Below are 14,784 nucleotides of genomic sequence, written 5' to 3'. Positions count from 1 at the left end.
AATCCCTCATTACTTTACGACTGTATTTTTCATGATTTTGTCTAAAAATCTGTCTGGTGCAAGTCTGGACATCAATACCGACATTTTAGCTGGGAAAGTATCTTGATAACGAATTTTTGGTTTTTTAGCTTCAATAGCTTTTTTGACTATTAACGCAATGTTTTTAGGATCATTGACTAAAGACGATTTCTTCTTATACATCTGACGATAATAATCAGCCACTTGCTTTGTGACTTTTTGATAAACTGTATCTTTTCCTGATTCTTCTAGATGATCAGCTGCGATTGCCCCCCATTCAGTCAGTACGCCACTAGGTTCAATGATGGACACCTGAATACCAAAATCTGCTACATCCATACGAATTGAATTACTTAAAGCTTCTACCGCAAATTTTGAGACATGATACCATCCACCAAGGTAACTTGTCACTTTTCCACCTACGGACGAAGTAACAATGATTCTACCTTCATTTTGCGCTCTCATATATGGCAAAACCAACTGGGACATTCTAGCAACACTTAGTACATTCACATCTAACTGTTTTTGTGCTTCATCAAGAGTAACATTTTCAATCGGACCATATGATCCATACCCAGCATTGTTAAAAAGTACATCAATGCGTTTTTCTGTTTTAATGATTGTTTCAACCACGCTTTTTGCTGCTCCTTCATCTGTTACATCAAGATATACTGGTATAACACCAAATGCTTTTAAGGGTTCCATCTTTTCAACACGTCTAGCACCTGCGTATACCTTATACCCATTCTTTGCTAACAACTCTGCCGTAGAATATCCTATTCCACTACTTGCTCCTGTGATTAAAACAACTTTCATGTAAACTCTCTCCTTTGTGTTTGGATATATTTATTGTACTGAACACAGGAGGTTATTGTAATGATACTTCGTGCCTATATTATATCCATTCGCGCCAATATTTTCACTATGTTTTCAATCATTTATTAATATAACTAGTGAAAATAGCCAACAGAAATTGACTAAATATTGAACTTTATTTTTGATATTCAGGAAACCATTTTGCGCTTACGAGTAATTACGAACTGGGAGATAACAAAGTTATTCAAAGAAAAATATACCCAGAGATACCGACCAAAGTAGAATACTCTTTAACAGAAGTCGGACAGAAACTCTCTCCTGTTTTGCAGGCTTTGTGTGAATGGGGAACAAAATATTCACAAACCATTAATTTGTCTGAATAAGACTATCAAGTCATTTCTTTAAATAGTTCAACTTTGAACTGTTTTGGTAACGAAAAAGGGATAGAGTTGACCCTGCGATTCTTGATAGTTTCATTTATTTAATGAGCAACATTCTTTAAAATGACTTGGATGTTCAGCGTTTCAATTTGTTCTTCATTGGTATGAACTCGTAATTGACTGTACTTTTTCATCATACCTTGAAGAATTTCTTTTTGCTTGTCTGTATTGGTGTAAATGATGATTTCTGAGCGAGAAACAAATTCCAAATCTGCATGATAAGGTTGAACGATTTTCTCTAGCTGATGAAATAATTTTTGGCGATCCTTGACGGAGAGCGCCTTATTATCACTGTAAAGTACGGCTACGTTTATAAATAATGGCGATCGTTGCCGTTCTTCATCATCTAGCCAGAAACTCATATCATACCATTTGTATTTATTCTTACGAATGACTTCGGCTTGACTTTCTGTCTTCAAGTAACAATGGACAATATGCTTCTGTTCAACTTCAATAAAACCACCAAATTTTTTGACTAATTCGCCAATTTTTCGGATTTCCTCTTTCCGTTGCGCGTTGGACAATATCTCCATTTGAGAATAGTCGTAGCTGATTTCAATGGGATATTTGGGATGTTCTTCACGGATTTTTCGGACTTCTTGATAAAAGGCTTGTTTCTGCTCTTTATTTTTAGGAAAGGCTTTAATGGCGTGAGGGGAAAGGATTTCTGCTTCAAATCCAATCCCCTCCGCTTTTTTAGCCACTTGTTCAATAATTTTTATCATGGTGAGCTCCCTTCTATTCTTCCAATTCATCTAAGCCAAAAGAATGGTGTGCACCTTCAATTTCTTCTTGTGTAGGATCAACTTCTCTTGTATCCAATAGCTTCATAGCATCCATCTTTTTAAACACTTCTAAAAAATCATAATTTTTAGGAACGAAAGGGGCATAAAATTCTCTTGGAACGGCGGAACCGTCATCCACATAGCCGCGTCCTTTAATGGGTTTATTAATAAAAGCTTTGCCCTTGTGTTCATCCCCAAAGGACATATAATAGCCTTGTTCTTGAAGTTTTCCAACACTGATACGAAACAGAATATTATCCCGAACACCACCGCCAAAATTCTCTGCATCCGGACGCTGTGTGGCAAGAATTAAGAACACGCCAGCTTGACGAGCCTTTAAAACAAGCTGTTTTACATAGCCTAGAATTTCATCCTGTTCTTTGTAATTTAAAGTAGTGAAAAACGCTGCCCACTCATCCACAATCACGAAGTAAGGTGGGATATCATAAAAGGCAAAGTTTTTCCCTGTAGTGTAGTTAGGAAGCAGCTTCATATAGACATAGCGGCGATTCATTTCATCGACGGCATTTTTCAAGCAACGAGTAATCCATTTTGTCCCATAAAAAACATGTCGATGAAAGAGAGGAATATTTTCTAAATCCTTTAAATCAGCCTCTTTTGGATCACAAATATCAACGGTGCCAACTTTTACCAATGCTTGAATTAAGGTTAGAATCAGGTACGTTTTTCCGCCTCCGGTGCCGCCAACGATTAACATATGCGGGACTTCGGCATAATCCCAAACAACCCCCTCCATTAACTTCACTTGTCCATTGGTGACCACACAATCCTCAATCCCAATCCGTTTACTTCTTACATCGACCATTAGTGCATAGGTGGTCAATCCCATTTCTTTTTGTTCATCAATAAAATCGGCAAGGTACATTTCTTCAAAAGTTTTCGCAATTTTTTGAAAGCGATCATGCCATTTCATCCCATCTGTAGGAACGGTTAAATACAGTATTTCCTTTGTATTGCGATAATAGACTTTGGGGAACAACATTTTCTCGGTTGTCCGTTCGTTGTTTTTTCGCTCTTTCTTTTCGTAAAGCCCATTACTTTCTAACATCCGCGCCAGCATTTGCCGTTGATAGACACGAAAAAAGAAGCCCCCTTTCAGAAAAGAGCTTCTTCGAATAATGATTAAGCCTAGTAAAGAAAAGAATAAAATAAGCAACAGACCTGTAACTGGGAAGACAAGAGCCTGATAATCGAAAGCCTGTCTTTCTTGCATAACTTGAAGGAGTGGGTAGAGAACAAAGTAACCATACACACCAGCAGCCATTAAAAAGGGTGTCCATAAGAATAAGAGGTAGCGTAAATAGACATTCCGGTGATAAGGGCGAATCCGAATGCCGCGATAGTGAATCAGTGATTGCATAGCACCCTCCTATTTTTGCGTGGCTTGTGACTGTTTTTCTTTTGAAGCTGAATGTTGAGTAGGAACAGCTACTTTCTTGATACCTTCCGCGCGAATCTTAAAGGCTTGTTCAGATTGGACACTGTCATTATAGCCCTTGTAGGAAGACAACCAAGCTAAGGCAGTCACTTCTCCTGTTAGTTCAATTAAATCATCATAGTCAAAAGGGGAAAAATCTGTTTGTGGAGGTAAAGCAATATCAATTTGGTCTTCTTTTGCCTCCGAATAGACCGTCACGCGTTGTTCACGAATTAGTTCGGTTCGTACGCCCTCAGAATCAGTCTCGTAGATCGCTTGATTACTCAAATAGAATAATTTCCCAAATGTTTTCTGTACATCAAAATCTTTTACTAAATTGTCTTCAAATTTTAAACTCATATTGTTTTTCCTCCTTTAATCCAATACAACAAGCTGTTGTGCAAATACTTGTAGTTCCAACGAACGAGTAGCGGTGCCAATATTATTCCGTTTGGCACTAGGAACGAGTGTCACATTGCGTAATTCGACTTCTTTACGTCCATCAAAGCGTGGGGAATTGCGCAAACTAGGCACAATAATTTCAAAATCTGGATGCAAGGAAGAAGACGCAATAAAAATACGACAAGGGACACGATTGCCCATAACATACACTTCTCGTTCTTCTTTGACGGTGGCTTTGATTTTGTTTCCAAGCTGATGATCTTTTAACGTGATACTGTTAATACGGTTTGCCATGAATAGTTTCCTTCTTTCTAATAAAAAGCGTGCTGGAGTTGATTCCGCACGCCTTCTTCCTGTTTGATTTTTAGATAGATAACGTCACGCAGATTTTTGTGGGACTTCGAATGGGAATGCTCATGATTCACCTCCGCTAATCAAGAATAAAAGTCTATAAAGGATTATTTATTGTTCCTTTGGTTGTTCCTGATTTTCTCTGCCTTTGATCAACCACACAATGACAATCACAAGAAGCAGCACGCCTAGTATCAGCAGCCAACCATTAGCGTATTCTCCTGTTTGAGGCAGACGAGAGGTGTTTTTAACCGTGTTTGCTTTCATCGTTGTGACTTGTTGTTCGTGATTTCCTAACTGTTTTTCCCCATGTGAGGCATAAGGTTGGTCTTCTTTTTTCTTCCCTTGTTCATCGGCTTGGTAATCGCGTTCAATACATTCATAGGTGGTATTTTCTTTTAAGGTATTGGCTGGAATTGGTACTTCAATTTGTGTAGTGCCAGTGTTGTCATCAATGTTGATTGTAGTCGAAACTGTCGCTATAGGTTGTTCACCAACTTTGTTCGTTTTGCCCTCTTTCTCAACGACTTCCCAAATCTCAGTCTCGCGGACATAGGTTCCTTTCTCATAATCTGTATGGCTGACTTCATCACGTAAGACTTGGTCTTTGGTAAAATCAATGTTCTCTGTTTTCCCATCAATCGTTGCTAATGTTGTGCCCATTTGAGGGAGGCGTTTTTCATTTGTCGCAACCAGCTCGATTGTTGTTCCATTATTTTCAGCATTCACTTTAAATGGAAGGGGTTCAGTAGTGGCGTTATAGAGTGCAAGGGGACGCGTTTCTACAAATTGATACTCACCTGTTGGCAGGTTGGAAATAGAGATTTCACCGTTTTTATTCGTAGCATCGGTTCGAATAACCGTTTTTTTCTCTCCATCTAGTCGAATGAGCTTGAAAACCACATTTTCTAATGGTTTTTGAGTCAATTGATCGACTTTTAGTAGTTTTACATTTGCTCGTGCCAGTTCATTGATAATTGGCTGACGGACAACGCGAGTGTAGGCTTGTTTGTTTTCCGCAAAGCTATCACGCCAAACATGAATCTCATGACCCTTGTCATTTGTTGCTGGGGTATAGGTGAAACTGTACTGATTGTTTGGCTGTTCAGGAAGTTGATAGTTTGCCCCAGCATCTATTTCTTCTAAATAATAATCTGCTTGAACCGCTGGCAGTTTGAGGTGTTCAAAAGCAATCACACCCTCTTTAACAACCGCGTACCCTAATGTACTACCGCCATTAAGCGAAACATCATTTGTTTTCAATTCATTGCGTAGCTTCAAAGCAAATACTTGACCATCATTGGCAGCTTCCAATTCAATCGTAGCGGTGCCATCTTGCCAATCCGTAATGACTTCTTGTTGCTTGTGTCCATAGATGGAGATTTCTTGTAGGTCATTTTCAGCCAAGACACTTGTAGAAGTGATTGTCTTTGATTGTCCCGCATAATCAATAGAGAATGGTATCGGTTCTTCTGCTAAAACAATCCCTGCTGGTGCTTCAATTTCCACTAATTCATAGTCGCCAATGGTCAAAATGACGGGACTTTTCGCCTGTCCATTTTCATCTGTTGTCAGTACTAAATCACTTCCTTGATATTGAACAAATTCACCTTTGTGAATGCGTATGGTGTTGTCTGCGGTCGCGTTGTCTTTTGTTGCACGAACCTTAAATTTGATACCAGCTGCTTTCTCTTGTGTAAATTGAATGGCTTGATAGTTCCCATACTCGCTTTCTTTTTCCACGATTTGAGTACCAGTTTCTACGGTTTTAGTAAGCACGAGTTCCCCTAATTGTTCTGTATTCTTATGTCGAATGACAACTGTACCATCCTTTTCTTCACCAGTTACCCTGAATTTGATGGGTTCTTTTGCTAGGACATAACCAGTAGGAGCTTGAACTTCTGTCGCAAGGTATTCACCAAAAGCAAATTGATGAGCCATCATTAAATAGCCTTCATCATTAGTATAAAAGGTCGTTACCTTGTTTCCTTTGTCGTCCAGCTCGTAATACGCTTGTCCAGTTGTAACAGAGGTAAAGGTATAACCAGCATTTGAACGGACAATTTCTTTTCCTGTGTCCGCGTCTACTTTGACAATTTTTACTTTTGCTTCCTGCACTTTATTTTCAATGCTGTAATGAAAGCTTTGGTTCTCTTCTTTGATTTCAAAGTCAATCCGACTTGCTGTCTTATAGCCTACAGGGGTTTTGGTTTCTTCCATATAGTATTTTCCGTAAGGGAGACCTTGTTTGTAAGCATAACCTTGAGCATCGGTTTGAATGGTTGCGACTTTTTTATGCGTTCCCCAATTTTCATAAATGGTAAATTCTACATTTGCTAAACCCTTTTTGATTTCCTCGGTGGTTTTACCGAAAAGTGTCTGCCAAGCTTGTGTTTTCCAATCGTAATTGGCAAATTTAAGTAAATCTACATTCCCCTTAATCACGGTATCTGTAGCTGTTTCAGTGATCGCTGCTACTTCCAATTCTTGCCCAGCATAAGCAATCCGAAAGGGAATTTTTTCTTTTGATAGGTTGTAGCCAGTTGGAGGAGTGATTTCTTTGAAATAATAGTCTTTTTCAATTTGTAGGTTCTCAATAGAGGCTTGAACGGTGCCATTCACATTTTTTAAGGTTACTTCTTTCATTTTTGTACCGTCTGCTTGATAGAGTCCATATACAGCATTTTCTAGACTAGCTTGCCCTTGAGCGATATCACCAGTTTCTGTATCCTTTTTTACTAATGTCACTTTTCCAACTTGTCGTTTATTATGGAACGTCACTTCTTTGGTTTTTCCAGCTTCAATTTGAATGGTTTGTATTTGACTAGAAAGGACATGGTTAGTTGGTGCTGTGATTTCACGAATCGTTAATAGGGTGCCATGTTCATAGTTTTTTGTCTCAATACGACCATCTGCTTTGGTCGTGAGCGTTTCAATGGCGCTATCCTTATTATTGGTTACTTGATAAACGGCACCCGATAAAGGTTGATCTGTTTCATCACTTTTTTTGATGACACGACCTTTTCCATTCTTTTCGACCTGCACATTCAGTGAGAAGTTTAGTGTGTCCTTTAAAGAGAACACAGCCAATGTTTGCGCATTGTCTTTGTAGTAGACCAGCGGTGTAGACAAAGTCTGAATCTTTTCAAAGGTCAAAGTCCCATTTTTACTAGATACAGTCGGTGTTAATGTCAGAACATCTCCATTGACAGAGTAGGGTACATTCGCAGTATTGGCTTGATTCTTACTAAATTGTGTCATAACAGCATTTGTATCTGTTAGTTTCAAGGACTGACCCACTGTCAATTTTAGGGTGTTGCCAGCAAAGCTTGGGACTTTTTGATACGAAGCAATCGCAGCGTTAATTTTTGCTTTAATTGATGCATAGCTACCAAAATTTACCTGCACATTTTGAGCGCCTAATTGTTCCCAAATCATCAATTGCGCGGTCGCATAGGTGTATTTATCTGTTCCAACAGTTGAATACAAAGAACCAATCCAATTGGCTTTTGTCAAAACATCATTTGAAAATGGATAATTCGTTGATGGGGTGTATTCGCCATCATACATCGTTCGTGTAGGATCGACGCAAAAAGCAGTTTTACCATCTACTTTGTATTCCACAATATAAGAATTGACTGTCCAGCCTTGATAGACATGCGAGTATTGAATATCCGTATACTTGTTTTCTGAGGTTGCGATAGCACGAGCAGAGAGAAAAGGAATTTGAATCACTTCTCCTTGGTCATTCGGAATGGAGACCGTCATTTTAGGATCAGCTTTGACTTGTTCTCTAAACAGTGCTTGTCCAAGGGCAATAATTTCATCATTCGAAAGCCCAGCAGCACTATAAGGATTCTCACGAGCTAACAACTCTTCTACAGAGTGAGTTTCCGTATTAGGGCTATCATTGGCTTTGGCATTTTCAGTCGAACTAGCGGTCTCTGAATGCTCAGTAGTCGTATGTTCAGGTTCAACTGAGGTAGTTTCTTTCAATGTTTCGCTAGCTGATGTTCTTTGTTCTTCTGATGCGGTTGTTTCTTGCATGGTATTTTCTGTTGCATTACTTGTTGTGGCGAGTACCGTGACAGGTGTCACCATCGTTTGCATGAACAGAGTAAGCAACAGGATGACTTGAATGACTTTGGCAGTTAACACAGGGTTCTTCTTCATTGTTTTCCTCTTTTCTTTATTTTTAGGCATAAAAAAAAGCACTTGTTTCTTTCACAAGAGCAGTTGTTTTCTGTGCATAGTTTATTTTTAGTTGTTAAAAGCGGGAGACTGAAAGATTCTTCAACGTCTTTGACGTTCAAATCTAGCAAGTGTATCAAAATTACTAGTAGAAAGCGTTTCGTATCTTCTTTCTAATTCCTTTAACTCTCGACGCATCTCTTCATATTCCGAAATGGTCAAACAACAAGTATGGAATTTATCCCACTTAGTAAAGAAATGAAAGGCAGTACTATCTGCCATTAATAGATCATTTTGCGCTTGACCAGCCATCTCGTAATCAGTACGCAGTCTGTTAAATTGAAAAGCAGAGGTTGAAAAATAAGGTTTTTGATTGGCTTTTAGATTGCCATAACAAACACTGAAATAAGTGTTTTTCCGAACCCGAATGGATCTTACAAAGGAACGATCATAGCTAGCAAATCCAGTTTTTTCCAAGCGTTCATTATTTTCCTCCAGAGACAACTCACTATTCCAGATAGTGGACATTTGATGTTGTTCGGTTAGTTGAGCAATAATCGCTGTACCTTCTGCCATTAGCTCTTCGTATAAGTGGAGAAGCGCGCGCTGGTCTTTTTTTACTTCAGCTTCGTCAAATTTTTTGAGTTGACGAAAATCATAGCCTTTACTCGTAAAACCATCAGCAATAAAAGGCTTGTTGTAATTATCGCGAATGAGCCAAGAACCACAATAGCCAATTTGCGGTACATCATATTTTATTTCTAGTTTTTTTGACAAGTCTAGAAATGCATCACTTGATTTTAGTTCGTTCCAAAGGATTGATGAATTCATAGCGTGACCTCCCAATTTTGATTAAATCTCTGATTATTGTTTTTTAATACCTTGTCCACTTAATAATTCTCTTTATTCGAATTATCCTTCTTAAGCTTTGATTTCTAAAAAGTAAAACAAATCCATATATTCCAAGGAATATAGTCACTTTGTTTGTCCAGTGTAAGCCCCCTAGAGAAGCAACATGCCAAGATGAAACATAATCTCCAATTTTTCATAATTCATCGAAGCTGCAAGAGCCATTATTGGGATAATAAAAAAAGCAATCATCACCGTGAGTACACTCACTAGCGAGATTGCCTGTCGTTTTTTTATTCATTATTTTCTCCTTTGATTTATTAAAAAATAGGTGTTCACTGAGATACACCTACTTTTTATTTGAAGAATAATTTTGTATCTATATAGATTAAGTCTCAATAGATACTTCAATAGATTGCTCAATTTCAATTTGTGTTACGATGGATGTATAAAGATCAGTATCTACCTTTGGTGTCTCTATTGAGACTATTAGTGAATACCTTATTTTTTCATTGGACTTTCCTAAGTAACCGCGTTCTCTCCACCAACCAATTACAGGATATACAGCCACATAATTAGTATCACAAAAATTTATCGCCACATCTTCACAGAAATCGGAATGAATTGATCCTACATCTCTATTTCCAGGCCCCAAATACCAATTTCTCTTAGTACCATCACCACTGTCTTTTTTATCATCTCCTCGCATTTTAACATTCACTCTTTTTTTGAAATCTTCTAATGTTTCATCACTATTAATAACATCAAATCTTAATCCACAAGATGGATAACGATATTTATCTTTCCAGCCAATCTCACCTGGTCCAGGTTCGATAAAGTATGATAATGTCACTTTAAGTTTAGCATCGATTTCGCCCAATGATTGAAGAACATCTTTAGGCCAAGGGATTTTATGAATATGCATATCATTCATCTTTCCAGACTTAAAAGGCTGTAATTCAGATTGAATGACAAGATTTACAGAATTATTAGCGCATTCAATTGCTTTTTCTAAATTAGGAATTCCGTATCCACATGTACGTAATAACTGTTTTATTCCAACTGTCTTTTTATCATCAGATCGGAATTGATTAATCATTTTACTAGTCCAATTTGCAGAATGTACTAATAATGCTCGAACAGTTTCTGGCCAAATATCAGGATACTCATTATAAATTTGACTTGCCATCCATGAAGCTTGTGCAGTAGCTGAACTTGTTCCCCAAGTAGTAGTTAACGGTTTAGTCAAAAAATCTTTATTAGTCGTCAAAAGTGATAAATCTTCACACTCTGAAAAATCAGCTCCATTAGTTACCATATTTCCACCATCTAATAATATCTCTGGTTTAATCGGCCATTTATCATTCCATAATTTAGATGTAGAACTATACGGGGATAATTCTCCCACATCTGCAATTGCTTCACAACCATTATAATCAGAAGAGGATATCCTAACATCATTAGAAAATGCACCTACAGTGATAGCATTCCATGATTGACCTGGATTTTCTACGCTATGAATAATGTTAACGTCTGGATAAGGAGAGCTGTTTAATTCTATCGGGTGTACATTTCCACCACTAATGAAGAATAGACGTTTCTCTCCATCTCCATTCACTCCAGATGTTATACTATCAATCGCTGCTGACCAAGATGTAGGACTACCATCATCAGTATTATAATTGGGTGCTGTTACAGCCATACATAATGTTCTGATTGCCTTAGGATTTGTGATTTCCGAAAGAAAAACTGCTTGTTCAGTAATAGCACCATATAATTCTGGAGAATTTTCTCCCCTAGGAGGTAAAATTTTTACAGATTCTATTTTATGATTAATTGTAACTTGATGATTATCACTCATTTTTTCCTTAAGATTATAATACAGAGCGACTCCAGCCATTTCTGTTCCATGACCATCGTGATCATCAAAGTTCCAAGCACTATTAACTGATTGAATTGAAGCGGGACTGACAATTGCCGGAAATAAAAGTGGATGCTCTGAATTTAGACCTGTGTCTAGTAAGCAAACTGTTATGTTTTGATCTGTAAAATATGTTCGTGTTAATAATTCTTCAATCCACTCTTGTTGATCTGCCCCTGATAAATCATCAAAAAAACTTGTTTGTTCTGGAGCTCTCCGAAATTCCGCTATATATTCGCAAATATTAATTAAATTTACGAGTTGTGATTTTTTAGCAAAAATTAGTTTAACGATTCTTTCTGGAAAAATTAGAATTCGCTCATTAACTTCAATTCCTAGCTCTTCACAACATTGAATCAAGCTGTTAATAGCTAAATCTTTATTAAGTGTATTTTGAGCTGAGTTCGTATTTTTTACATCGTATCTAATCCATACTTCACACCATTTTTCTTCATCATCAGGCATATCATCTATTTTTCCAGTCCAAAATGAATCAAGCATTGCTAGAGAAATATCTTCAATACTACTTACTAAATCATTATGTTTGGGATTTCCACTCTTTTTAGATATCTCAGTACCATATGCTTTTACTTTTTTTAAAAAATGAACTTCTTTTCCATCTGGTACATAAACAGTTGCTTTCACCTGTTTTGTTTCCAAATTTTCTTTCACGTTTAAAAGACGTATACCCTGTCTTCGATCTTCAAGACTCTTTACGGACAATTCATGACCAAGAGAACCTGAAAATTCCAAATATACGCCATTTTTATATCTTATTGCAGCTGCTTGCTTCTGAATTTTTGATCGTTCATAGCTATCATTTAATTTACTTTGGATAAAGTTAGCATGTGCATTAGCATCTTTTCTTACTGGATAATTGGATTTTATTGGAATAGAGCGCCCTGAATAATCCAAAGCTGTTTCAGTATTACGTAAAAAAATATTTCTTTTATCAACAGTCAAAAGCTACGCCTCCTTGTCAGAATAAATAACCATCCGTTCTTTAATTAAATTGAGTAACTCTGATTGAGTTATTATGCTATCATTTAAAATAGAACTTTTAATAGAATCTTCACAAACACGAATTAATTCTGCTTGACTTAATGAAAGGGACTTACTTATCAATTCATCTGACGGTTTAAATCCTTTTTGAAAAACAGATAATTTATACTTATATATTTTCCTAATTTCACTTTCAGAAGGAGTTTGATAATGTAAAACATCATCAAACCTTCTAAATAAGGCTTGATCTAATAAATGATGATTATTGGTTGCAGCTATAATAATGCTGTCAGAAGAATCTTGTTCAATAAATTGTAAAAAAGAATTCAAGATTCTCCTCATTTCACCAACTTCATTATCAAGACTTCTGTCTGCCCCAATTGCATCGAACTCATCAAAGAAATAAACTCCAACATTGTTCTCAACCTCTTCAAATATCTGACGCAATTTTGTACTCGTTTCACCCATGAACTTTGTAACTAGTTTATCAATTTGAACAGAGTACAACGGAAGATTTAGTTCTGAAGCAATAACAGATGCAGTGAACGTCTTTCCTGTTCCAGGAGGGCCTTCAATTAATATTTTTCTGCGGTTGTCCATGCCATATTGTTTCAACTTATTACTATTTTTATATTCAGATATAATTCTTAAGATTCTATCATGAATCTCATCCGAAACAATTAAGTCATGTAACCTTTGATTTGGCAAAGACATTTGTAACATGGGATTACTTTGTGTTATTGGTATAATACCAGCTCTAGAAACACGTGGCTTATCGATTAACTTTTTTAAATCTTGAGCAAGATTCACATGATTTTTCTTTGCTTCATATGCAGCTATTTGTAATACAACAGTTTTAAATTTTTCATCATTTCCATCTAGATGAGCTTTTATTAAACTTTTTATTTGGTCTGCTGTAGCCATAAAAAAACACCTCCCATGTGCCATACTTATAACAAGTACCATTCTAATTGTATGCTCCATAGATGGTAAAGTCAATCTATACATTTTAACATTTAACTTGAATTAAATGATTCTGATTAATCATGGAACTTACTCTAGCTTACAATCAATCCCTTCCACTAAATTATTCAATAACTATCTAGTGATACATGCTCTATATCAGAGCAAGTTGATTAAGTACACATTATCATCAGTTACTTTCACAAATTCATTCCAATAAAAAAGGTACTAAAAAATTTCAGTACCTTGACCATATTTAATAACTGTTCACTTCACTCAACTAATTATTAAATAACTAAGTTTTGTTCTAAAAAAATATTCAAGATTTAACATTCGCACCATTTTCGCACCAGAATGCAAAAAAAGACTGTCAAATCAACGATTCAACAGTCTTTTCTATACCGGCGGCCGGGGTCGAACCGGCACGCCCTCGCGGGCACTGGATTTTGAGTCCAGCGCGTCTGCCAATTCCGCCACGCCGGCATGTTTAAATTTTGCAAGGCGGTAACCGGATTTGAACCGGTGATGAAGGTTTTGCAGACCTCTGCCTTACCACTTGGCTATACCGCCATATTACAATTTAGTAACTCTAAAAAGAGAACTGGGGTAGCTGGATTCGAACCAACGCATGACAGAGTCAAAGTCTGTTGCCTTACCGCTTGGCGATACCCCAATTAAAATTACAAAGGGCGACCGATGGGAATCGAACCCACGAATGCCAGAGCCACAATCTGGTGTGTTAACCACTTCACCACGATCGCCGTAATCTTAACTTGTGTAACAAAATATAATGGCAGGGGCAGCAGGAATTGAACCCACACTAACGGTTTTGGAGACCGCTGTTCTACCTTTAAACTATGCCCCTAATGGAGGAAAGTGGATTCGAACCACTGAACCCTAAGGAACGGATTTACAGTCCGTCGCGTTTAGCCACTTCGCTATTCCTCCATAATGGCGTGAGACAGAATCGAACTGCCGACACACGGAGCTTCAATCCGTTGCTCTACCAACTGAGCTACCACGCCGAAAAACTAAAATTTAAAATTAAATGGCGGTCCCGACGGGACTCGAACCCGCGACCTCCTGCGTGACAGGCAGGCATTCTAACCAACTGAACTACGGAACCAAATAACATGGAGGTTAACGGGATCGAACCGCTGACCCCCTGCTTGTAAGGCAGGTGCTCTCCCAGCTGAGCTAAACCTCCAAAATACTATGACCCGTACGGGAATCGAACCCGTGTTACCGCCGTGAAAGGGCGGTGTCTTAACCGCTTGACCAACGGGCCATTATTAAAATAACGGAGAGTAAGGGATTCGAACCCTTGAGACAGTGTTTACCGCCTACATGATTTCCAATCATGCTCCTTCGGCCTCTCGGACAACTCTCCAGAGTTAAAAGAAGCACCAATTACTCTATAACCTATAAATAGGAACTCCGGCAGTAGGACTCGAACCTACGACATCATGATTAACAGTCATGCGCTACTACCAACTGAGCTATGCCGGAATGTTTAGCGCGGCGACGTCCTACTCTCACAAAGGGAAACCCTTCACTACAATCGGCGCTAAGAAGCTTAACTTCTGTGTTCGGCATGGGAACAGGTGT

10 protein-coding genes, 12 tRNA genes and 1 rRNA gene are annotated in these 14,784 nt (G+C 37.8%); 1 reads left to right on the top strand and 22 read right to left on the bottom strand.

The genetic code is table 11. The features are described from left to right. Positions 1 to 9: 9 nt before the first annotated feature. Entirely contained in the window at positions 10 to 834 is an 825-nt protein-coding gene (locus ABH902_RS00115; RefSeq protein ID WP_404588500.1) for an oxidoreductase, read from the bottom strand. 224 nt (positions 835 to 1,058) lie between these two features. Here ABH902_RS00115 and ABH902_RS00110 point away from each other — a divergent pair, with 224 nt between their 5' ends. Then, positions 1,059 to 1,217 carry a winged helix-turn-helix transcriptional regulator gene (locus ABH902_RS00110; RefSeq protein ID WP_404588922.1) on the top strand — a complete coding sequence of 53 codons (159 nt, stop codon included), beginning with the start codon at positions 1,059 to 1,061 and terminating at the stop codon, positions 1,215 to 1,217. 98 nt (positions 1,218 to 1,315) lie between these two features. Here ABH902_RS00110 and ABH902_RS00105 read toward each other — a convergent pair whose 3' ends face one another. The 21 genes from ABH902_RS00105 to rrf form a co-directional block, all read right to left on the bottom strand. Then, positions 1,316 to 1,999 carry a hypothetical protein gene (locus tag ABH902_RS00105; RefSeq protein ID WP_404588499.1) on the bottom strand — a complete coding sequence of 228 codons (684 nt, stop codon included), beginning with the start codon at positions 1,997 to 1,999 and terminating at the stop codon, positions 1,316 to 1,318. Positions 2,000 to 2,012: 13 nt separating this feature from the next. Beyond that, positions 2,013 to 3,440 carry an FtsK/SpoIIIE domain-containing protein gene (locus ABH902_RS00100; protein ID WP_404588498.1) on the bottom strand — a complete coding sequence of 476 codons (1,428 nt, stop codon included), beginning with the start codon at positions 3,438 to 3,440 and terminating at the stop codon, positions 2,013 to 2,015. Between the two features lie 9 nt (positions 3,441 to 3,449). Then, positions 3,450 to 3,857: a DUF961 family protein gene (locus ABH902_RS00095; RefSeq protein WP_404588497.1), complete on the bottom strand. Its 408-nt coding sequence runs from the start codon at positions 3,855 to 3,857 to the stop codon at positions 3,450 to 3,452. 15 nt (positions 3,858 to 3,872) lie between these two features. Further along, entirely contained in the window at positions 3,873 to 4,193 is a 321-nt protein-coding gene (locus ABH902_RS00090) for a hypothetical protein (RefSeq protein ID WP_404588496.1), read from the bottom strand. Between the two features lie 168 nt (positions 4,194 to 4,361). After that, on the bottom strand, positions 4,362 to 8,423 hold the full coding sequence (locus ABH902_RS00085; protein ID WP_404588495.1) for a collagen binding domain-containing protein: 4,062 nt from the start codon (positions 8,421 to 8,423) through the stop codon (positions 4,362 to 4,364). Between the two features lie 120 nt (positions 8,424 to 8,543). Continuing rightward, the gene (locus ABH902_RS00080; RefSeq protein ID WP_404588494.1) at positions 8,544 to 9,272 is read right to left on the bottom strand and encodes a hypothetical protein; all 729 of its coding nucleotides are present in this window, start codon (positions 9,270 to 9,272) and stop codon (positions 8,544 to 8,546) included. Between the two features lie 406 nt (positions 9,273 to 9,678). Next, a complete protein-coding gene (locus ABH902_RS00075) occupies positions 9,679 to 12,174 on the bottom strand; it encodes a S8 family peptidase (protein ID WP_404588493.1) in 2,496 nt (831 codons plus the stop codon). A gap of 3 nt (positions 12,175 to 12,177) precedes the next feature. After that, on the bottom strand, positions 12,178 to 13,137 hold the full coding sequence (locus tag ABH902_RS00070; RefSeq protein WP_404588492.1) for an AAA family ATPase: 960 nt from the start codon (positions 13,135 to 13,137) through the stop codon (positions 12,178 to 12,180). 438 nt (positions 13,138 to 13,575) lie between these two features. Further along, positions 13,576 to 13,659: transfer RNA gene (locus ABH902_RS00065), tRNA-Leu, on the bottom strand. 16 nt (positions 13,660 to 13,675) lie between these two features. Continuing rightward, positions 13,676 to 13,746: transfer RNA gene (locus tag ABH902_RS00060), tRNA-Cys, on the bottom strand. Positions 13,747 to 13,777: 31 nt separating this feature from the next. Next, positions 13,778 to 13,849: transfer RNA gene (locus ABH902_RS00055), tRNA-Gln, on the bottom strand. Between the two features lie 15 nt (positions 13,850 to 13,864). Then, positions 13,865 to 13,937, bottom strand: a tRNA-His gene (locus ABH902_RS00050). A 30-nt stretch (positions 13,938 to 13,967) separates the two neighbouring features. Beyond that, positions 13,968 to 14,041: transfer RNA gene (locus ABH902_RS00045), tRNA-Trp, on the bottom strand. 2 nt (positions 14,042 to 14,043) lie between these two features. After that, positions 14,044 to 14,124: transfer RNA gene (locus tag ABH902_RS00040), tRNA-Tyr, on the bottom strand. A gap of 4 nt (positions 14,125 to 14,128) precedes the next feature. Further along, a tRNA-Phe gene (locus tag ABH902_RS00035) sits at positions 14,129 to 14,201 on the bottom strand. Between the two features lie 24 nt (positions 14,202 to 14,225). After that, positions 14,226 to 14,302 (bottom strand) — tRNA-Asp (locus tag ABH902_RS00030). Positions 14,303 to 14,310: 8 nt separating this feature from the next. Then, a tRNA-Val gene (locus ABH902_RS00025) sits at positions 14,311 to 14,383 on the bottom strand. A 9-nt stretch (positions 14,384 to 14,392) separates the two neighbouring features. Further along, positions 14,393 to 14,464, bottom strand: a tRNA-Glu gene (locus ABH902_RS00020). A 13-nt stretch (positions 14,465 to 14,477) separates the two neighbouring features. After that, positions 14,478 to 14,566, bottom strand: a tRNA-Ser gene (locus ABH902_RS00015). Between the two features lie 45 nt (positions 14,567 to 14,611). Continuing rightward, a tRNA-Asn gene (locus tag ABH902_RS00010) sits at positions 14,612 to 14,685 on the bottom strand. A 7-nt stretch (positions 14,686 to 14,692) separates the two neighbouring features. Further along, a 5S ribosomal RNA gene (rrf, locus tag ABH902_RS00005) occupies positions 14,693 to 14,784 on the bottom strand; the annotation flags it as partial.

Origin of the sequence: Enterococcus sp. UD-01 (assembly GCF_044909655.1) — a bacterium.
Lineage (GTDB): Bacteria > Bacillota > Bacilli > Lactobacillales > Enterococcaceae > Enterococcus_L.
The sequence above is the reverse complement of the archived record's forward strand: the minus strand, read 5'-3'. Positions and strand labels throughout refer to the sequence as shown.

Excerpts from the sequence above, each read along its gene's own strand:
- ABH902_RS00105 (WP_404588499.1), bottom strand. The coding sequence starts at position 1,999 with ATGATAAAAATTATTGAACAAGTGGCTAAAAAAGCGGAGGGGATTGGA.
- ABH902_RS00085 (WP_404588495.1), bottom strand. The coding sequence starts at position 8,423 with ATGAAGAAGAACCCTGTGTTAACTGCCAAAGTCATTCAAGTCATCCTG.
- ABH902_RS00100 (WP_404588498.1), bottom strand. The coding sequence starts at position 3,440 with ATGCAATCACTGATTCACTATCGCGGCATTCGGATTCGCCCTTATCAC.
- ABH902_RS00115 (WP_404588500.1), bottom strand. The coding sequence starts at position 834 with ATGAAAGTTGTTTTAATCACAGGAGCAAGTAGTGGAATAGGATATTCT.
- ABH902_RS00095 (WP_404588497.1), bottom strand. The coding sequence starts at position 3,857 with ATGAGTTTAAAATTTGAAGACAATTTAGTAAAAGATTTTGATGTACAG.
- ABH902_RS00090 (WP_404588496.1), bottom strand. The coding sequence starts at position 4,193 with ATGGCAAACCGTATTAACAGTATCACGTTAAAAGATCATCAGCTTGGA.
- ABH902_RS00080 (WP_404588494.1), bottom strand. The coding sequence starts at position 9,272 with ATGAATTCATCAATCCTTTGGAACGAACTAAAATCAAGTGATGCATTT.
- ABH902_RS00070 (WP_404588492.1), bottom strand. The coding sequence starts at position 13,137 with ATGGCTACAGCAGACCAAATAAAAAGTTTAATAAAAGCTCATCTAGAT.